This is a genomic window from Tistlia sp. (genome assembly GCF_040905785.1).
In the GTDB taxonomy this organism is placed as follows: domain Bacteria; phylum Pseudomonadota; class Alphaproteobacteria; order Kiloniellales; family DSM-21159; genus Tistlia.
Map to the genome: position 1 here is coordinate 134,060 of NZ_JBBDQW010000005.1, position 18,163 is coordinate 152,222.

Annotated in this window: 16 protein-coding genes; 4 read left to right on the top strand and 12 right to left on the bottom strand. The window is 71.8% G+C overall.

Annotated elements, in window-relative coordinates:
• Positions 1-149 precede the first annotated feature (149 nt).
• The 4 genes from ilvC to miaA all read right to left on the bottom strand — a co-directional run bounded on the left by ilvC (position 150) and on the right by miaA (position 4,943).
• Complete coding sequence (gene ilvC, locus WD341_RS01085) at positions 150-1,169, bottom strand: ketol-acid reductoisomerase (protein WP_368423553.1); 1,020 nt, start codon at positions 1,167-1,169, stop codon at positions 150-152.
• A gap of 188 nt (positions 1,170-1,357) precedes the next feature.
• Positions 1,358-1,906 carry an acetolactate synthase small subunit gene (gene ilvN, locus WD341_RS01090; RefSeq protein ID WP_368423554.1) on the bottom strand — a complete coding sequence of 183 codons (549 nt, stop codon included), beginning with the start codon at positions 1,904-1,906 and terminating at the stop codon, positions 1,358-1,360.
• A gap of 70 nt (positions 1,907-1,976) precedes the next feature.
• Entirely contained in the window at positions 1,977-3,770 is a 1,794-nt protein-coding gene (locus WD341_RS01095) for an acetolactate synthase 3 large subunit (protein WP_368423555.1), read from the bottom strand.
• A gap of 114 nt (positions 3,771-3,884) precedes the next feature.
• Entirely contained in the window at positions 3,885-4,943 is a 1,059-nt protein-coding gene (gene miaA, locus WD341_RS01100; protein WP_368423556.1) for a tRNA (adenosine(37)-N6)-dimethylallyltransferase MiaA, read from the bottom strand.
• A 25-nt stretch (positions 4,944-4,968) separates the two neighbouring features.
• Here miaA and serB point away from each other — a divergent pair, with 25 nt between their 5' ends.
• Positions 4,969-5,874 (top strand): phosphoserine phosphatase SerB, encoded by a 906-nt coding sequence (gene serB / locus WD341_RS01105; protein WP_368423557.1) that lies wholly within the window; start codon positions 4,969-4,971, stop codon positions 5,872-5,874.
• Between the two features lie 67 nt (positions 5,875-5,941).
• Here the strand turns inward: serB and WD341_RS01110 are convergent, their stop codons facing one another.
• The 4 genes from WD341_RS01110 to hflK form a co-directional block, all read right to left on the bottom strand.
• Positions 5,942-7,438, bottom strand: a complete 1,497-nt coding sequence (locus WD341_RS01110; protein ID WP_368423558.1) for a DegQ family serine endoprotease — start codon at positions 7,436-7,438, stop codon at positions 5,942-5,944.
• A gap of 193 nt (positions 7,439-7,631) precedes the next feature.
• Positions 7,632-7,829, bottom strand: a complete 198-nt coding sequence (locus WD341_RS01115; protein WP_368423559.1) for a DUF2065 domain-containing protein — start codon at positions 7,827-7,829, stop codon at positions 7,632-7,634.
• A 52-nt stretch (positions 7,830-7,881) separates the two neighbouring features.
• Positions 7,882-8,925 carry a protease modulator HflC gene (hflC, locus tag WD341_RS01120; RefSeq protein ID WP_368423560.1) on the bottom strand — a complete coding sequence of 348 codons (1,044 nt, stop codon included), beginning with the start codon at positions 8,923-8,925 and terminating at the stop codon, positions 7,882-7,884.
• Positions 8,926-8,940: 15 nt separating this feature from the next.
• Positions 8,941-9,963 carry an FtsH protease activity modulator HflK gene (gene hflK, locus WD341_RS01125; protein WP_368423561.1) on the bottom strand — a complete coding sequence of 341 codons (1,023 nt, stop codon included), beginning with the start codon at positions 9,961-9,963 and terminating at the stop codon, positions 8,941-8,943.
• A gap of 277 nt (positions 9,964-10,240) precedes the next feature.
• Between hflK and apbC the strand changes: the two genes are divergently transcribed.
• Positions 10,241-11,392, top strand: coding sequence for an iron-sulfur cluster carrier protein ApbC (apbC, locus tag WD341_RS01130; protein ID WP_368423562.1), 1,152 nt, complete (start codon positions 10,241-10,243; stop codon positions 11,390-11,392).
• 11 nt (positions 11,393-11,403) lie between these two features.
• Here the strand turns inward: apbC and glcF are convergent, their stop codons facing one another.
• Genes glcF through WD341_RS01150 form a run of 4 tightly spaced genes read right to left on the bottom strand, consistent with a single transcriptional unit; the run spans position 11,404 to position 16,646 of the window.
• Positions 11,404-12,738 carry a glycolate oxidase subunit GlcF gene (gene glcF, locus WD341_RS01135; protein WP_368423563.1) on the bottom strand — a complete coding sequence of 445 codons (1,335 nt, stop codon included), beginning with the start codon at positions 12,736-12,738 and terminating at the stop codon, positions 11,404-11,406.
• Between the two features lie 54 nt (positions 12,739-12,792).
• Positions 12,793-13,890, bottom strand: coding sequence for a hypothetical protein (locus WD341_RS01140; protein ID WP_368423564.1), 1,098 nt, complete (start codon positions 13,888-13,890; stop codon positions 12,793-12,795).
• A gap of 28 nt (positions 13,891-13,918) precedes the next feature.
• Positions 13,919-15,142, bottom strand: coding sequence for a glycolate oxidase subunit GlcE (gene glcE / locus WD341_RS01145; RefSeq protein ID WP_368423565.1), 1,224 nt, complete (start codon positions 15,140-15,142; stop codon positions 13,919-13,921).
• 13 nt (positions 15,143-15,155) lie between these two features.
• Positions 15,156-16,646 carry an FAD-linked oxidase C-terminal domain-containing protein gene (locus WD341_RS01150; RefSeq protein ID WP_368423566.1) on the bottom strand — a complete coding sequence of 497 codons (1,491 nt, stop codon included), beginning with the start codon at positions 16,644-16,646 and terminating at the stop codon, positions 15,156-15,158.
• Positions 16,647-16,917: 271 nt separating this feature from the next.
• Between WD341_RS01150 and WD341_RS01155 the strand changes: the two genes are divergently transcribed.
• Complete coding sequence (locus WD341_RS01155; RefSeq protein WP_368423567.1) at positions 16,918-17,892, top strand: calcium/sodium antiporter; 975 nt, start codon at positions 16,918-16,920, stop codon at positions 17,890-17,892.
• An 81-nt stretch (positions 17,893-17,973) separates the two neighbouring features.
• A complete protein-coding gene (locus tag WD341_RS01160; RefSeq protein WP_368423568.1) occupies positions 17,974-18,159 on the top strand; it encodes a twin transmembrane helix small protein in 186 nt (61 codons plus the stop codon).
• Positions 18,160-18,163 lie beyond the last annotated feature (4 nt).

Genomic DNA, 18,163 nt, shown 5'->3' on the forward strand with positions numbered 1-18,163 from the left:
CGGCTCGACCGACCTTCAGTCTAGCGCAGACGTGGCCCTCGCGCCTCGGCGACGGCCGAAACGACGACCCCGGCGGCTCGGCTAAGCCGCAACGCAAAGCGGCCGGCCCCGCCAGGGACCGGCCGCCGCGCGAATGAGTCCGCCGGGGCTTAGTTCTTCGACTTGTCGACCAGCGCCTTCTCGGAGATCCAGGGCATCATGCCGCGCAGCTTGGCACCGACCTCCTCGATCTGGTGCTCGGCCTTGCGCCGGCGCATCGCCTTGAAGGAGGGCTGCCCGGCCTTGCACTCCTGCACCCAGTCGCGGGCGAAGCGGCCCTCCTGGATGTCGGCCAGCACCCGCTTCATCTCGGCGCGAGTCTCCTCGGTGATGATCCGGTTGCCGCGGGTGTAGTCGCCGTACTCCGCAGTGTTGGAGATCGAGTAGCGCATCGTCGCCATGCCGCCCTCGTACATCAGGTCGACGATCAGCTTCACCTCGTGCAGGCACTCGAAATAGGCCATCTCCGGCGCGTAGCCGGCCTCGACCAGGGTCTCGAAGCCGGCGGTGATCAGCTCGGTGATGCCGCCGCAAAGCACGACCTGCTCGCCGAACAGGTCGGTCTCGCACTCCTCCTTGAAGGTCGTCTCAATGACGCCGGCGCGCGCGCCGCCGATCGCCGCGGCGTAGCTCAGGCCGAGCTCGTGGGCATTGCCCGAGGCGTCCTGGGCGATGGCGATCAGGCAGGGCACGCCGCCGCCGCGCAGGTACTCGCTGCGCACCGTATGGCCCGGGCCCTTCGGCGCGATCATGAAGACGTCGATGTCGGGACGCGGCTCGATCAGGTTGAAGTGGATGTTGAAGCCGTGCGCGAAGGTCAGGGCGGCGCCCTCCTTCATGTTCGGCGCCAGGCTCTCGCGGTAGATGTCGGCCTGCAACTCGTCGGGGGTCAGCATCATGAGGACGTCGCCCCACTTGGCGGCCTCGTCGGGGTTCATCACCTTGAAGCCGGCGCCCTCGGCCTTCTTGCGGGTCGCCGAGCCCTCGCGCAGCGCGATCGCGACCTCGCCGACGCCGCTGTCGCGCAGGTTCATGGCGTGGGCGTGGCCCTGGCTGCCGTAGCCGACGATGACGACCTTCTTGCCCTTGATCAGGTTGGCGTCGGCGTCGCGATCGTAATAAACGCGCATCTGTTCGTTTCCTTCCGTCGATCGGTCAATTCATTGCCGCGCGAGCCCGCCCCGCGCAGGAAAAGGTCCGGGCGCCTTCTAGCCGCCGCCGTAGGTGCGCGCAACGGCCGAGGCCGCGGCACAGGCCAGCCTCGCGCGGGGCGCAGGACCGGGACCGGGCGCGGGACCGGGCGCGGGGCCGGGCGGGCTCACAGCCCCTTCGGTCCGCGCACGATGGCGACGACGCCGGTGCGCGCCAGCTCGACCAGGCCGAGCGGCCGCATCAGCTCGATGAAGCGGTCGACCTTGTCGCTGCGGTGGTGCATCTGGAAGACGAAGTAGTCGAGGCCGGCATCGACCACCTCGGCCTTGAAGATGTCGGCGATGCGCAGCGCCTCGACGCGCTTCTCGCCGGTGCCGGCGACCTTGACCAGGGCCAGCTCGCGCTCGACGAAGCTGCCGGCGGCGGTCAGGTCGCGGACCCGGTGGACCGGCACCAGGCGGTCGAGCTGGGCCTTGATCTGCTCCAGGATCTGCGGCGTGCCGCTGGTCACGACGGTGATCCGGCTGAGGCCGTTCTCCTGGTCGACCTCGCTGACCGTCAGGCTCTCGATGTTGTAGCCGCGCCCGGAGAACAGGCCGATGACCCGGGCCAGCACGCCCGGCTCGTTGTCGACCAGCACCGCGATGGTGCGCTTCTCGATCGGCGGTTGGCCGACGCTGGCGCCGTAGACGCTCTGTAGGGGGCTCGAAGCCATGGGGCGATCTTTCGTTCTTGTTGGTCTTTGCCGAAGCGGGGCGCGCGCGGCCGGGAGCGACCGCCCGGGGTCATACCAGGACCATGCCCTCTTCGGAGATCGGCTTGGCCGCCTGGTCGCTCGGGCCGAGCAGCATCTCGTAGTGCGCCGCGCCCGAGGGGATCATCGGGAAGCAGTTCTCGTCCTGCGCCACGCGGCAGTCGAAGACCACCGGACCCGGCGTCTCGAGCATCTCGCGGATCGCCTCGTCGAGGTCGCTCGCCTTGTCGACCCGGATGCCGTGCGCGCCGAAGGCGTCGGCCAGCTTGACGAAGTCGGGCAGCGATTCCGAGTAGCTCTCGGAATAGCGCTTGCCGTGGAGCAGCTCCTGCCACTGCCGGACCATGCCCATCCACTGGTTGTTGACGATGAAGGTCTTCACCGGCAGGCGGTACTGGGCGAGCGTCGAGAGCTCCTGGATGTTCATCAGGATCGAGGCCTCGCCGGCGACGTCGATGACCAGGCTGTCGGGATGGGCGATCTGCACGCCGAGCGCCGCCGGCAGGCCGTAGCCCATGGTGCCCAGGCCGCCCGAGGTCATCCAGCGGTTCGGCTGGTCGAACTTGAAGTACTGGGCCGCCCACATCTGGTGCTGGCCGACCTCCGTGGTCACGTAGAGGTCGCGCCCCAGGGTCAGCTCGTAGAGCCGGCGAATCGCCTGCTGCGGCTTGATGACGTCGCCCTGCTGGATGAAGGCCAGGCAGTCGCGGCCGCGCCATTGCTCGATCTGCTGCCACCAGGCCTCGGCGCCCTTCCGATCGAGGGCGTGGCCGCCCTCGCTCCACAGCCGGTTCATGCCCTCCAGCGCCAAGCCGACGTCGCCGATCACCGGCAGGTCGACCATGACGTTCTTGTTGATCGAGCTGGGGTCGATGTCGATGTGGATCTTGATCGAGCCGGGCGAGAAATCGGACAGCCGGCCGGTCACCCGGTCGTCGAAGCGCGCGCCGACGCAGAGCATCACGTCGGCGTTGTACATCGCCAGGTTGGCCTCGTAGGTGCCGTGCATGCCGAGCATGCCGAGGAACTGCCGGTCGGTGCCCGGATAGGCGCCGAGGCCCATCAGGGTGTTGGTGATCGGCGCGCCGGTCGCCCGGACGAAGCGGGCCAGCGCCTCGCAGGCGGCGGGGCCCGAGTTGATGACACCGCCGCCGGAGTAGACGACCGGCCGCTTGGCCTGGGCGAAGATCTCGACGGCCTGCTCGAGGCTGCGCGGATCCGGCTCGGTCTGCGGCCGGTAGCTGCGGTGCGTCACCGCCTCCTTCGACAGGTAGCTGCCCTTGGTCTGCAGCACGTCCTTGGGCAGGTCGACCACGACCGGCCCCGGCCGGCCGCTGGCCGCCACGTAGAAGGCCTCGTGCAGGGTCCGCGGCAGGTCCCCGATCGTCTTGACCAGGTAGTTGTGCTTGGTGCAGGGCCGGGTGATGCCGGTGGTGTCGGCCTCCTGGAAGGCGTCGTTGCCGATCAGGTGCGTCGGCACCTGGCCGGTCAGGCAGACCACCGGAATCGAGTCCATCAGCGCGTCGGTGAGGCCGGTGACCGCGTTGGTCGCGCCGGGCCCCGAGGTCACCAGAACGACGCCGACCTTGCCGGTCGAGCGGGCGTAGCCCTCGGCGGCGTGAACCGCCGCCTGCTCGTGGCGGACCAGGATATGGCGCAGCGCATTCTGCTGGAACAGCGCGTCGTAGATCGGCAGCACGGCGCCGCCGGGATAGCCGAATACGACTTCGACGCCCTGCTCGATCAGCGCCTTGATCAGGATCTCGGCACCGTTCGGCTGGTCGGCGGTCGTCGTCTGCATCGGCTCCTGGGTGGTCGCGCTCATCGTTCCACTGGTCCATCGAAGATCGGTTGACCCCGCCGTGCCGACCTGTGCCGGCAGCCGCGGAGCAAAGGATTCCCCGCTCCGCAAGGAGGAGGCGGGCGGGGAGGCCGGACCCTAAGCCTCTTGCTGCAGTGCGGTCAACAGAAAGCGACGAATATTCGAAAAGATTTGCCGGTCGTGACATTCCGAAAATTGCGACGGCATGACCAGGGTTGTCGCTTTCTGTCGGGCGCCCGGCTCAAGCCCTGGACCAGCCGGATCCTTGCCCCCCAGCATCTGGCCGCGCAGCCAGGTCGCCTGCCGTTTGGCGTAGCGGCGCGTCGCCGCCTGCCCGGCGGCGATCGCGTCGGCGAGGCCGGCTTCGCCGGCCAGGTGCCGCGCCAGCTCCGGCAGGCCGACCGCCTTCATCGCCGGCAGTCCCGGGTCGAGCCGCCGCGCCAGCAGCGCCGCCACCTCCTCGAGCGCGCCGCCCGCCACCATCGCCTCGAAGCGGGCGTCGATCGTGGCGTTCAGGACGACGCGGTCGGGCAGCAGGACGACATGTAGGAAGCGGAAGGGTGGCGCGGCGCCGGCGGCGCCCCGCTGCCAGTCGGCGAGCGGCCGGCCGGTCGCCTCCAGCACTTCCCAGGCGCGCAGGTGGCGCTGCCGGTCGTTCGGGTGCAGCCGCGCGCTGGCCGGGTCGCGGGCCAGCAGGGCCGCGCGGAAGCCGGCCGGCCCGAGCGCCTGCCAATCCCGCGCCGCGGCCTCGCGCAGCGCCGCGGGCACCGGCGGCACCGCCGCGATTCCCTGCTCCAGCACCTTGAGGTAGAGGCCGGTGCCACCGGCCAGCACCGGCAGCCGTCCGGCCGCCGCGGCCGCCGCCATCTCGGCCAGCGCCAGGGTGCGCCAGCGCCCGGCCGTGCAGCGCTCCGCCGCCGACAGAGCGCCATAGAGGCGGTGCGGTGCCCGCCCCAGCGCCGCCGGCCCGGGCTGTGCGGTGAGCAGCGGCAGCTCGCGGTAGACCTGCAGGGCGTCGGCGTTGATCACCGTGCCCCCGAAGCTCTCGGCGATCGCCAGGGCCAGGGCGGACTTGCCGCTCGCCGTCGGGCCGGCGACGATCACGGCCGGCGGCCGGCGCGGCGCAGCGGGCCCGGCGGCGGTGCCGCGCGGCTCATTGAGGCTTGTCGGGGCCATGGCCTGCCCTCTATAGGACGCCGCCATGTCGTTTGTCGTCACCCTGCTGGCCGATCCGCGCGGCGTGCCCGTCACGGCGGCCGAGGTCGAGGCCGCGCGCGGTACGCTCGGTCGCGCCGGCGCCGAAGTCGGCGCGCCGGACTGGCTGGCCACCGGCCTGGCCTGCGACCTGCCCTTCGAAGGGCTCTCGCCCGAGGCCTCGGAGACGGCGCTGCGGGTCGCCTTCGACGGCCAGGCCATCGACATCGGGGCGCAGCCGACCGCCGGACGGCGCAAGCGGCTGCTGGTCGCCGACCTGGAGTCGACGATCATCGCCCAGGAGATGCTGGACGAGCTGGCCGAGCGGCGCGGCCTGCGCGCCGAGATCTCGGCAATCACCGAGCGGGCGATGCGCGGAGAGCTGGATTTCGAGGCGGCGCTGGCCGAGCGCGTCGCGCGTCTTGCCGGCCTGGAGCGCGCGACCCTCGAGGAGGCGGCCGCGGCGATCACCTTGGACACCGGGGCAACCGCGCTGCTCGGCACCATGAAGGCCGGCGGCGCCGAGACCGCCCTGGTCTCCGGCGGCTTCCTCTGCTTCGCGGAACCGGTCGCCGCGGCGCTCGGCTTCGATCACTGCCGGGCCAACCGCCTGGAGCTGGTCGAGGACCGCCTGACCGGACGGACGCTCGGCCCGATCCTGGGCCGCGAGGCCAAGCTGGAGGCCCTGAACGAGCTGCTGGCGGCGGGCGGGCTGGCGGCGGAGGCGGCCTGCGCCGTCGGCGACGGCGCCAACGATCTGGCGATGCTGCGCGCCGCCGGGCTGGGGGTGGCCTACCGGGCCAAGCCGGTCGTGCGGGCGGCGGCGCCCTTCCGGCTCGACCATGCCGACCTGACCGGGCTGCTCTACCTGCAGGGCTACCGGCGCGAAGAGTTCGTCTACTCCGGCGGCTGAGCCGCGCTGCGACCCCTGCCGGCGGCACCGGCCGAGCCCGCCCTCTGCGGCCCCGGCCGGAAAGCCGTCACTCGCTGTTTCCGACCCGCAGTGGCACCCACTGGCGCTCGCCGCCGCGCGAGATCAGCAGGGTGGCGGTGTTGCGGCCGTCCTCGCGGGTCGCCTCGAACTCGCCGGCGACCTCCGAGGGGTTGCCGACCGGGTTCTGGTTGACCTCGATGATGACGTCGCCCTCGCGCAGGCCGCGCTCGGCCGCCGGGCTGTCCGGCTTCACCTCGGTGACCAGCACCCCGGCCAGCTCCTCGGTCAACCCGTACTCCTGGCGCAGTTCCTCGGTGAGCTCGGCCAAGCCGAGCCCGAGGCCCGAGAGGTCCTCGCGTTCCGGGCCAGGCTGCGCCCGGCCGGGGACCGCAGCGGCGAACTGCGCCTCGTCGAGCTGGCCGAGCTCGACCTGGACGGTCCGCTCCTCGCCGCGGCGCACGACCTTGACCGGCACGCTCTTGCCGATCGCCGTCGCGGCGACCATGCGCGGCAGCTCGCTCATCTCCTCGACCAGCCGGCCGTCGAACTCGACGATGACGTCGCCGTCCTCGATGCCCGACTCGGCGGCGGGACCGCCCGGCGTGACCGTCGCGACCAGCGCGCCGCGGGCGGTGCCCAGGCGCAGGCCTTCGGCGAGCTCGGGCGTCACCGTCTGGATGCGCACGCCGAGCCAGCCGCGCCGGACCTCGCCATGCTCGCGCAGGGAATCGATGACGCTGCGCGCTATCGCCGAGGGTACCGCGAAGCCGATGCCGATCGAGCCGCCGGTCGGCGAGAAGATCGCCGTGTTGATGCCGACGACCTCGCCGTCGATGTTGAACATCGGGCCGCCGGAGTTGCCGCGGTTGATCGCGGCGTCGGTCTGGAGATAGTCGTCGTAGCGGCCGCCGATCTCGCGACCGCGCGCCGAGACGATGCCGGCCGTCACCGTGCCGCCGAGCCCGAAGGGGTTGCCGATCGCCACGACCCAGTCGCCGATGCGGAGCGCGTCGGAATCGCCCCAGCGGGTCGCCGGCAGCTGGCGATCCGTCTCGACCTTGAGCAGCGCGAGGTCGGTCGCCGGATCGGTGCCGACCAGCGTCGCCGGCAGGATCGTGTTGTCGGTCAGGCGCACCGAGATCTCATCGGCGCCGTCGATGACGTGGTTGTTGGTGACGATGTAGCCCTCGGCGTCGACGATGAAGCCGGACCCCAGGGCGTTGTCGCGCCGTCGCGGCGCCGGCGCCTCGTCGGGCGCGCCGCGGCGCTCCAGGAACTCCCGGAACAGCTCCTCCAGCTCGTCCGGGATGCCTTCCGGCAGCACGTCGCCGAGGCCCGGCCCGTCCGGCCGGGCGGACCGGGTGACGCTGGTCTGGACGTTGACCACCGTGTCGATCAGCGGCTCGACCAAGTCGGCGAAGCTTTCCGGCGCCGAGCGCGCCGTGGCGGGCGAGGCGGCCGCCAAGCAGGCGGCGGCCAGCACCAGGAGCGCAGGCCCGAGATTGCGGAGCGGCGCGGCGGCGAAGTGGGTCAGGTTCGGCATCTGTCGGTCCTAGGCTCCCTTGGGGCGGTTTCGACGGCGGTGCGGCGCGCTCTTGCGGCCGGCCCTCCCCGTTCTGCAGTGGTCGTAGTCCGGCCTGCATCAAGATGGTCCCCGCAGGGCCTCGGGGCAACGCCCGACGCACCGGAACGTTGCGCAAGCATTCTGGAAGCGGCGCTCCGGCACCGCCCGCCGCTCAAGAGAGCAGCAGCCAGAGCAGGAAGAGGCCGATCGACGCCGACAGCAGGCCGCCCCATCGCAGCGCTTCCGGAGGCACCTCGGCGAGCCGCTCCAGCAGCCGACGCGGCGCGCCGGGGGCGACCGCGACGAACAGCCCCTCGAGGACCATGACCATCGCCAGCGCCGCGATCAGCAGGGTCCCGAAATCGACCATCGACCGTCACCCTCTCCCCGGGCGTCCGTGCCGGCCGCTGCCGCCCGGCCCGTCACTGGGTCGTGGCGGGCGCCGGCTCGGCACTTCCCGAGGCCGGGGCGGCAGCCCCGGACTGGGTCCCGGACTGGGTCCCGGACTGGGTCCCCGACTCGGCCCCAGACTCGGCCCCCGACTCGGCGCCGGCGGCAGGCGACGCCGTGCCGGGCTCGAGCGGCCGCTGGTTCACGTCGCTGCGGAAGAACCGGAAGAACTCGCCCTCCGGCGGCAGCACGAAGCGCGTGGTCTGCGGCTGCAGGGCCGCTTCGTAGGCCTGCATGGTCCGGTAGAACTCGAAGAAGGCCGGGTCCTGACCGAAGGCGCCGGCCAGGATGTTCGTCCGCTCGGCCTCGCCGTCGCCGCGCAGGATCTCCGCCTGCCGCTGCGCCTCGGCCTGGATGACGATGGCCTGGCGGTCGGCCTCGGCGGTGATCGTCTGGAACTGCTCCTCGCCCTGGGCGCGGAACTCGGCGGCGTCGCGCTCGCGCTCTGCCCTCATGCGGGCATAGACCGCCTCGCTGACCTCGGGCAACAGATCGGCACGCACGATACGCACGTCGAGCACCTCGATGCCGAAGTTCGACTGCTCGGTGTTGACGGATGCGTTCACGTTGCTGGTGATCTGCGCCATCAGGTCGTCGCGCTCTTCGGAGAGGATCGCGGTCAGCACCGACTTGCCGAGCACGCTGCGCAGGGAGTTGTTGACGATCGGCTCCAGCCGGTTGCGCAGGTTGGCCTCGGAGATCGCGACACGGATGAACTGCTGCGGCTCGGTGATGCGGTAGCGCACGAAGGAGTCGACCGTCAGGCGCCGCTGGTCCGCGAGCACGATCGTCTCGGCCTCGGGGTCGAGGTTGAGCACCCGCCGCTCCAGGTACTGGACGTCCTGGATGAAGGGCACCTTGAAGTGCAGGCCCGGCTCGGAGATCGTCCGCTGGATCGCGCCGAACTGCACGATCACGGCCTGCTGGGTCTGATGCACGGTGAAGGTGGCGAGGTAGACCAGGATGGCGAGTGCCACCAGGACGACGCCGCCGATCAATAGCGCGTTGGATCGCATGGCTGTCGCCCTCCTCTACTGCTGGCCGCCGGAAGCGCCGTTCGATTCCGGCGCGAGCAGCCGGTCGAACGGTACGATCGGCTGAGTGCCGTTGCCCCCGTCGCCGAGGTCGAAAATCACCTTGTTGGCGTTGCCGAGCACGTTCTGCATGGTCTCCAGGTAGAGGCGCTTGCGAGTCACGTCCGGGGCCAGGCGATAGGCCTCGTAGACGCTGCTGAAGCGGTCGGCCTCGCCGCTTGCCTCGGCGACGACGCGCTGCTTGTAGGCCTGGGACTCCTCGATCGTGCGCCGTGCCTGGCCACGGGCCTCCGGGATCACCCGGTTGCGGTAGGCGTCGGCCTGGTTGCGCTTGGTGTCGAGGTCCTGGCGGGCGCGCTGCACCTCCTCGAAGGCGTCGGCCACCGGCTGCGGCGGCTGGACGTTCTGCATGTTGATCGCGGTGATCGTCACGCCGGCCTGGTACTCGTCGAGGATGCGCTGGAGGGTTTCGCGGGTGCGCTGGGCGACCGCCTCCTTCTCCGTGGCGATCAGCGGCAGGATGTCGGTGCGGCCGACGATCTCGCGCATCGCGCTCTCGGCCGCCAGCTTCACGGTCAGCTCCGGGTCGCGGATGTTGAACAGGAACTGGCCGGCGTTGAAGATGCGCCACTGCACGGAAAAGTCGATGTCGATGATGTTCTGGTCGCCGGTCAGCATCAGGCTCTCGCGGGGCAGGTCGCTGACCGTCCCCGTGTTGCGCGTGTTGCCGCCGCGCACGACGTAGCCGACGTCGATCTGGCGGACCTCGTCGACCTGCGGCGTGATCGCCGTCTCGATCGGCCAGGGCAGGTGCCAGTGCAGGCCCGGTTGTGCCAGGTTCTCCTGGTTGACCCACTGACCGAAACGCAGCACGACGCCCTGCTCGCCCGGATTGACCCGGTAGAAGCCGGACAGCATCCAGATCACCAGCACGACCGCGATGCCGATCATCAGGCCGCGGCCGTTGAAGCCGCCGCCGGGCAGCAGCTGCTTGAGCCGGTCCTGACCCTTGCGGATCACGTCATCGAGGTCGGGCGGCTTGGAGCCGCCGAAGCCACCCCCACCGCCGCCCGCCGGGGGCCGACCCCAGGGACCGCGGCCGCCGGAGCCGCTGCCCCATGGTCCACCACCTCCGTTGGACGATTGCCAGGGCATCCCCGATCACTCCCTCTTCGCTGATTTGATTTATCCGGCACCCTGTGGGATTGACCGCGGGGCAATCCCATATCGGCCCCGCGAGCGTCCGGATCGCGTTCGCGTGCCCCGGAATATCGTGTAACAGGGGGAGAATTCAAGCATGAGCGGACCGAGCGAGGCACAGGTGCTCGATGCGCTGCGGCTGGTGATGGAGCCGGACGGCGGCAAGGACCTTGTTTCCGCGGGCATGATCTCCGGCCTCGTGGTCAAGGACGGCAACGTCGGCTTCGCCATCGAGGTCGACCCGCGCCGCGGCCCGCAGCTCGAGCCGCTGCGCAAGTCGGCGGAGCGCGCGGTCGAGGCGCTGCCCGAGGTCCTGTCGGTCACCGCCGTGCTGACCGCGCACAAGCGCGGTGCCGCGCCCGGCGCCTCCGGACCGGCGCCGGCCGCGCGCCAGGCCCAGGGTATGGGAGGTCAGGCTACTGGCGGTCAGGGCGCGCAGCGCGCGCTGGTGCCCGGCGTCAAGACCATCGTCGCGATCGCCAGCGGCAAGGGCGGCGTCGGCAAGTCGACGACGGCGACCAACCTCGCGCTCGCGCTCTCGACCCTGAAGCTGAAGGTCGGCATGCTCGACGCCGACATCTACGGTCCCTCCCAGCCGCGCATGATGGGCATCAGCGGCCGGCCCAGCTCGCCCGACGGCAAGACGCTGAAGCCGATGGAGAACTTCGGCGTGAAGTGCATGTCGATGGGCTTCCTGGTCGCCGAGGACACGCCGATGATCTGGCGCGGTCCGATGGTCCAGTCGGCCCTGTCGCAGATGCTCCGCGACGTCGACTGGGGCGAGCTCGACGTCTTGATCGTCGACATGCCCCCCGGCACCGGCGACGCCCAGCTGACCATGTCCCAGCAGGTCCCGCTGTCGGGCGCGGTCATCGTCTCGACGCCGCAGGACATCGCGCTGCTCGACGCGCGCAAGGGCCTCAACATGTTCCGCAAGGTCGACGTGCCGGTGTTCGGCATCGTCGAGAACATGAGCCTCTACATCTGCCCGAGCTGCGGCCATGAGGCGCACATCTTCGGCCACGGCGGCGCCCGGACCGAGGCCGAGAAGCTGGGCGTGGACTTTCTCGGCGAGGTGCCGCTCGACATCGAGATCCGCGAGACCTCCGACGGCGGCCGGCCGATCGTCGTCTCGCATCCGGACAGCCCGCACGCCCAGGTCTACCTGGCGATCGCCGGCAAGATCCGCGACAAGCTGTTCGGCCCCGACGCCGAGAAGCGCGAAGGCCCTCGGATCGTGATGGACTAGATCGTGATGGACTAGGTGGCCCGGGGCGGCTCGGCGAAAGCCGGGTGGTCCTGCAGCGGCTTCGGCAGCGGCCCGCCCGTCGCCCAGTCGAGCAGCCCGACCGTGTGCACCACCGGCAGGCCGGTGCCGCCCGCGATCTGGGTGATGCAGCCGATGTTGCCGGTCGCCACCGCCGGCGCCCCGGTGCGCTCGATGTTGGCGACCTTGCGGTCGCGCAGGGCCCCGGCGAGGGCGGGCTGCAGCAGGTTGTAGACTCCGGCCGAGCCGCAGCAGAGGTGACCCTCCAGGGGTTCCTTGACCACGAAGCCGGCCGCCTGCAGCAGCGCCTTGGGCTGGCGCCGGATCTGCTGGCCGTGCTGCATCGAGCAGGCCGAGTGGTAGGCGATCGCCTGGCCGGTCACGCGCCGGTAGTCGAGCGAGCCGAGCTCGTCGAGGAGCTCGGTGACGTCCCGGGTCAGCGCCGAGATCGCCGCCGCGCGGCCGGCCCAGGCCTCGTCCAGGCGCAGCATGTGTCCGTACTCCTTGACCGTGGTGCCGCAGCCGGAAGCGTTGACGACGACCGCGTCCAGCCCTTCGCCCTCGAGCTCGCGGGTCCAGGCCTCGACGTTGGCCCGGGCCGAGGCCAGGGCGGGCGCCTCCTTGCCCATGTGGTGGGTCAGGGCGCCGCAGCAGCCGGCGCCGCGGGCGATCACGACCTCGACGCCGTGACGGGTCAGCAGGCGGATCGTCGCCTCGTTGATCTCCGGCGCCAGGACCTGCTGCGCGCAGCCTGCGAGCAGGGCGACGCGCAACCGACGCGGCCCCTCGGCGGCGAAGACCTGCGGCCGGTCCACCGCGGAGGGTGCCGGCAGCGACGCCGGCGCCAACCGCAGCATGGCCTGGAGCCGGCCGCCGAGCAGGCCGCCCGCGAGGCCGGCGAAGGGCCGCGCGAACCAGGCCCCGATCAGCGCGAGGCGGAAGGCCCGGGGCCGCGGCAGCAGCCAGGCGAGCAGGCTGCGCAGCAGGCGGTCGGCCGGCGGCCGCTCGTACTGCTCCTCGATGCGCACGCGCGCCTGGTCGAGCAGGTGCATGTAGTGGACGCTGGCCGGACAGGTGGTCATGCAGGACAGGCAGGACAGGCAGCGGTCGATGTGGGTCACGGTGCGCACGCTCGGCGCACGCTCCTTCTCCAGCATGTCCTTGATCAGGTAGATCCGTCCGCGCGGGCTGTCGAGTTCGTCGCCGAGCAGCACGTAGGTCGGGCAGGTGGCGGTACAGAAGCCGCAGTGCACGCAGGAGCGCAGGATGTCGTTGGCCTCGGCGATCTCCGGGTCGGCCAGCTGTGCGAGGGTGAAGTCGGTCTGCATGGTGTGGGCTGTTCCGTTCGGTGAGCGGCGGCTCGCTGGGCGCCGGCGCCCGAGTCAGCCGCGGGAAGCGGACTGGCGATAGGACTCGATCGCCTGGTGCAGGCGACCCATGGGCGCCTCGACGAGGCGCTTGACGCTGCGTCCCCCCGGGTCGCTGCGGTAGGCGACGACGAGCAACTGCTCGTACTTCTCCAGGTAAGTATCGAGCATCACGTTCCCGCCGACCATTGCGAGCTGCTGTCGCAGGTCGGCGCTCTCGGCGACCTGGAAATCCCGCGCGAGCAGCTGAAAGAAGGCGCCCTCGACGCCGCCGTTCAGGGCGTCGAGCGCCCGGTCGTAATCGACCGGGTTCGAAACGATCGACGCCAGGTCCATGGTGATGGCGTTGAGCTCCCGCGCGGCACGCGCCTCGTAGCGCGCCAGCTGCTCCTCCGTGAGCGGCTGGACGGGTGGATCGGCGGCCTCGCGATAGCTCGGCGGCAGGGCTTCCAGCCGCGGCGCGCCGCGCGTGGCGCGGGCCGGGCGATGAGGCTCCAGGTCGTCGGGCAGGGGCTCTGCCGTCGTGTCCGCCTCCGCAGCGTGCGGTTCCGGCAGAGGCGCCCGCCGCGGCGACTGGGGCGGCGCGGTGCGGTCGGCGGCCTCGGCGTAGCGATCGGCGCCTTGCCGCTCCGGGGCCGCCTGGCGCCGCCCGGCCTCACCGGCCTCGGGCTCGCCGGGCCGGGAGTCGCCGGAGCGGGAGTCGCCGGGCAGGGGATCGAGTGCGGAGTAGGCGACCCGACCGGGCGCCCGGGTGGCCCGCGGGTCATCGGACAGGTGCTCCGGGCCGCGGCTCTCGCGCCACGCCTCGGCGAAGGGCGGCTCGGCGTCGAGCCCGGCCCGCCGCGGCGGGTGGGCCGGGGCCAGCGTACCCTCGGCGCCCCGGCCGAGGAGGAGGTCCTGCAGGCGGCTCACCCGCCGCTGCAGGCGGACCAGGCCCAGGGCCAGCCAGATCAGCGCGAGCGGGGCGAGGAAGAGCAGGCCGAGGGCCGGCCAGCCGTAGAGGCTGAATTCCTCGGCCTGGGCGAGCCCGCCCGGAATCGCGCGGAGGGCGATCAGCAGCCAGGCGGCGCTGAGCGCCAGCCCGACCAGAAGGTAGCGGAGCCGCGAACCCATCACCCGCCCCGCTGCGGCCCCGGGCGGCTCACCGCTCCGCGACCATGCGGCCGGGATTGAGGACACCGCGGGGATCGAAGCCTTCCTTGACGCGCCGCGAGAGCGCCGCCGCCAGCGGATCGGGCGGCTGGAACACCGGCACCGCCAGGCGCACCCGGGCCGGTGCCCGCAGCAGCGTGGCGTGACCGCCGACCGCGGCCACGGCGGCGCGCACCCGCTCGGCCCCGGCCGTCTCGCCGGGCGCCGTGCCGAGCCACAGCAGGCCGCCGCCCCAGTCGAAGAAAGTCAGCAGCTCGGGCAGGTCTTCGAGGGACGTCGCGACCTTCGGGCCCTCGGTCGGCGCGACCGAGATGCGCCAGACCGCCAGCTCCGGGCGCGCCACGAAGGGCGCCAGGTCGGCGATCTCGCGCCACAGCGCGCGGGTCCGCAGGCTGTGCAGCTCCTCGAGCGGCGCGCGCCCGGCAAGCTCCTCGCGCAGCGCCGCACAGCGGGCCTCGACCGAGGGGCCGTGCCCCTCCAGGCGTACCGCCGTGACCGCGGCGCCCGCGCCGGCGACGAAGTCGACGCTCGAGCCGGCGGCGACGGCGGCCGGCAGGTGCGCAGCGCCCGAGACCTCGTGCGGCGAGCCCAGCGCCGCCGACAGCGCCTCGACCGCCGCCGCGGCCTCGAGCCCGAAGAGCAGCAGCGTGCGCTGCTTTTCCGCCGCGGGCAGCACCTTGACCGTGAGGTCGGTCATCACCCCCAGGGTGCCGAAGGAGCCGGCCAGCAGCTTCGGCAGGTCGTAGCCCGTGACGTTCTTCATGACCCGCCCGCCGGACTTGAAGCGCTCGCCGCGCCCCGAGACCGCGTGGAAGCCGAGGAAGTGGTCGCGCGCGGCGCCCGCCTTGATTCGCCGCGGCCCGGCGAGATTCGTCGCAATGGTGCCGCCGAGCGTGCCCTCGCCGGGCGGCCGGCCGAAGAAGGGCGCCAGGTCGGGCGGCTCGAAGGCCAGCTCCTGGCGCTCGGCGGCAAGGGCTTCGCGGATCTCGGAAAGACCGGTGCCGGCGCGCGCCGAGAGCACCAGCTCGCCCGGCTCGTAGAGCGTGATGCCGGTCAGGCCCGAGAGGTCGAGGTCGCGCTCGCACTGCAGCGGCCGGCCCCAGCCGCGCTTGCTGCCCTGGCCGACGACCTCGAGCGGCACCTGCTCGGCGCTTGCCCAGGCGACCGCCTCGCACACCTGGGCGTCGTCCGTCGGCCTCCAGGCTTCGCTCATCGCGGGAGCCTGCTCAAAACCGCGGCAGATCCGGGAACGGCAGCTTGCCGCGGTGCACGTGCAGACGGCCGAGCTCGGCGCAGCGGTGCAGCTCCGGAAAGACCTTGCCGGGGTTGAGCAGCTGACCGGGATCGAAGGCGCACTTCAGGCGCTGCTGCTGCTTCAGGTCGTCCTCGTCGAACATCTCGCCCATCAGGTCGCGCTTCTCGACGCCGACGCCGTGCTCGCCGGTCAGCACGCCGCCGACCTCGACGCAGAGCTTCAGGATCTCGGCGCCGAAGGCCTCGGTGCGCTCCAGCTCGTCGGGCTTGTTGGCGTCGTAGAGGATCAGCGGATGCAGGTTGCCGTCGCCGGCGTGGAAGACGTTGGCGACGCGCAGGCCGTAGCGCTCGCTCATCTCGCGCATCCGCGCCAGCACCTCGGGCAGGCGGCCGCGCGGGATCGTGCCGTCCATGCAGAGATAGTCGGGCGAGATCCGCCCGACCGCCGGGAAGGCGTTCTTGCGGCCCGACCAGAAGGCCTCGCGTTCGGCCTCGTCGCGGGAGGCGCGGTTGTAGCTCGCGCCCTCGCGCTCGGCGATCTCGCCGACCCGTCCGATCAGGTGCTCGACCTCGGCGGCCGGCCCGTCGAGCTCGACGATCAGCAGCGCCTCGACGTCGAGCGGGTAGCCGGCGCCGACGAAGGCCTCGGTGGCGTGGATCGCCGGGCGGTCCATCATTTCCATGCCGCCGGGGATGATGCCCGCCGCGATGATCGCGGCGACGCAGTCGCCGGCCTTCTCGCTGCTCGGAAAGCCGAGCAGCAGGGCGCGCGCCGTCGCCGGCTTGCGCAGGATGCGCACCGTCACCTCCGTGACGATGCCGAGCAGGCCCTCGGAACCCGTGACCACGCCGAGCAGGTCGTAGCCCTCGGCGTCGAGGTGCTTGCCGCCGAGGCGCAGCACGGTGCCGTCGACCAGCACGATCTCGACGCCGAGCACGTTGTTGGTGGTCAGGCCGTACTTCAGGCAGTGCACGCCGCCCGAGTTCTCGGCGATGTTGCCGCCGATCGAGCAGGCGATCTGGCTGGAGGGATCGGGCGCGTAGTAGAAGCCCTCCGCCTCGACCGCCCGGGTGATGCCCAGGTTGGTCACGCCCGGCTGGGTGACGACGCAGCGGTTGGCGTAGTCGATCTCCAGGACGCGGTTCAGCTTCGACAGGCCGAGGGTGATGCCGTCGGCGAGCGGCAGCGCGCCGCCCGACAGGCCGGTGCCGGCGCCGCGCGGCACGATCTTGATGCCCTCGGCGTGGCAGTAGCGCAGCACCGCGGCGACCTCCTCGGTCGAGCCGGGCAGCACCACGATCATCGGCACCTGGCGATAGGCGGTGAGGCCGTCGGTCTCGTAGACGCGCAGCTCGTCCTCGTCGAAGATGACGCCGCCCGGGGCCGGCACGAGGCCACGCAGAGCCTCGACGATCTGCAGCTTGCGCGCGATCACGGCGCTGTCCGGCTCGGGCATCCTCATCGGCGCGCTGCTCCCTGGGGCCGGCACCGAGGGCGGCTTGCCCCCGCCGGCACGGATCGGCGACAAGTGGTGGGGCCACTTTCTTGCCAGCGCATTATGTGGGCCGCCCCGGGCAGGGTCAACGCCGGCACCGGCCCTTCGCCGGCCCATCTCGGCCCCGCCGGGGCTTCGCGTTGAGGCTTGCAATCGCCCGGCGCAGGCCTGATGTCTGCGCCTTGTGGCCTCGGCGCGTTCCCTGGCCGGCTAACGGCGACGGCGCAGTGGACCCCGGATGCTCTACATCGAACTGCTGATCGGCTTCGCGCTCCTGCTGGGCGGCGGAGAGTTCCTGGTCCGCGGCGCCGTGGCGGTGGCGCGGCGGCTCGACATCTCCCCGCTCCTGATCGGCATCCTCCTGGTCGGCTTCGGCACCTCGCTGCCTGAGCTGGTCGCCTCGATCAAGGCGGCCCTCGCCGGCGCACCCGGTATCGCGGTCGGCAACGTCGTCGGCTCCAACATCTGCAACATCCTGCTGATCCTGGGGGTCACGGCGCTGATCTACCCGGTCGCCTGCGCCCGCGGCGCGCTGCTGCGCGACGGCTCGATGGTGATGGTGGCGACCCTGCTGGCGATCGGCCTCTGCTACTCCGGCTCGGTCAGCCGCTGGGAGGGGGCGGCCCTCGTCGCGCTGGTCGCCGCCTACGCGCTCGCCTCCTACCTGATCGAGCGGCGCGGCGCCGACCCGGCCGGCAAGCTCCACGAGGCCGAGGCCGAGCTGGTCGAGCCGCTGTCCGGTCCGCTCTGGAAGGGCCTGGGCGTGGCGGCCGCCGGAATCGCCGCCGTGATCCTCGGCGCCGACCTGCTGGTCGAGGCGGCGATCGTCCTGGCCGAGCGCTTCGGCGTCGACGACACGATCATCGGCCTGACCGTGGTCGCCCTCGGCACCTCGCTGCCCGAGCTGGCGACCGGGGTCGTCGCCGCGCTCAAGCGCCACTCCGACATCGCGCTCGGCAACGTGCTCGGCTCAAACGTCTTCAACCTGCTCGGCATCCTGGGCGCGACCGCGCTGGTCAGGCCGATCCCGATCCCCGACGCGGTGCTCGGCTTCGACCTCTGGGTCATGCTCGGCGCGACCCTGCTGCTGTTCGTCACCGCGGCCTCCGGCTGGCGCATCAACCGCCGCGAGGGCGGCCTCTACGTCGCGCTCTACCTCGGCTACATCGCCGTGCTCGCCCTCCCCGGCCTGCGCAGCGCCGTCCAGTTCTGATCGCGCACGCCGCGGGGCCCGCTGGCGCAAAACACGCTGGCGACGAGCGAACCACTGCCTATATCCTGGGACATGAGCTTCATGATGATCCTGGTCGCCCTCGCCATGGTGATCACGCTCGGCGTGCTCTTCACCGGCCTGTTCTCGATGGCGCGCGGCGGCGACTTCAACGCCAAGTACGGCAACCGCCTGATGCGGGCGCGCATCGTCGCCCAGGGTGTCGCGATCGCGCTCTTCGCGCTGGCCATGCTGACCGCCGGCCGCTGAGCCC

Bases quoted from the DNA above. Each gene is read 5' to 3' on its own strand.
- ilvC (WP_368423553.1), bottom strand. From the start codon at position 1,169: ATGCGCGTTTATTACGATCGCGACGCCGACGCCAACCTGATCAAGGGC.
- ilvN (WP_368423554.1), bottom strand. From the start codon at position 1,906: ATGGCTTCGAGCCCCCTACAGAGCGTCTACGGCGCCAGCGTCGGCCAA.
- WD341_RS01095 (WP_368423555.1), bottom strand. From the start codon at position 3,770: ATGAGCGCGACCACCCAGGAGCCGATGCAGACGACGACCGCCGACCAG.
- miaA (WP_368423556.1), bottom strand. From the start codon at position 4,943: ATGGCCCCGACAAGCCTCAATGAGCCGCGCGGCACCGCCGCCGGGCCC.
- serB (WP_368423557.1), top strand. From the start codon at position 4,969: ATGTCGTTTGTCGTCACCCTGCTGGCCGATCCGCGCGGCGTGCCCGTC.
- WD341_RS01110 (WP_368423558.1), bottom strand. From the start codon at position 7,438: ATGCCGAACCTGACCCACTTCGCCGCCGCGCCGCTCCGCAATCTCGGG.
- WD341_RS01115 (WP_368423559.1), bottom strand. From the start codon at position 7,829: ATGGTCGATTTCGGGACCCTGCTGATCGCGGCGCTGGCGATGGTCATG.
- hflC (WP_368423560.1), bottom strand. From the start codon at position 8,925: ATGCGATCCAACGCGCTATTGATCGGCGGCGTCGTCCTGGTGGCACTC.
- apbC (WP_368423562.1), top strand. From the start codon at position 10,241: ATGAGCGGACCGAGCGAGGCACAGGTGCTCGATGCGCTGCGGCTGGTG.
- glcF (WP_368423563.1), bottom strand. From the start codon at position 12,738: ATGCAGACCGACTTCACCCTCGCACAGCTGGCCGACCCGGAGATCGCC.
- WD341_RS01140 (WP_368423564.1), bottom strand. From the start codon at position 13,890: ATGGGTTCGCGGCTCCGCTACCTTCTGGTCGGGCTGGCGCTCAGCGCC.
- glcE (WP_368423565.1), bottom strand. From the start codon at position 15,142: ATGAGCGAAGCCTGGAGGCCGACGGACGACGCCCAGGTGTGCGAGGCG.
- WD341_RS01150 (WP_368423566.1), bottom strand. From the start codon at position 16,646: ATGAGGATGCCCGAGCCGGACAGCGCCGTGATCGCGCGCAAGCTGCAG.
- WD341_RS01155 (WP_368423567.1), top strand. From the start codon at position 16,918: ATGCTCTACATCGAACTGCTGATCGGCTTCGCGCTCCTGCTGGGCGGC.
- WD341_RS01160 (WP_368423568.1), top strand. From the start codon at position 17,974: ATGATGATCCTGGTCGCCCTCGCCATGGTGATCACGCTCGGCGTGCTC.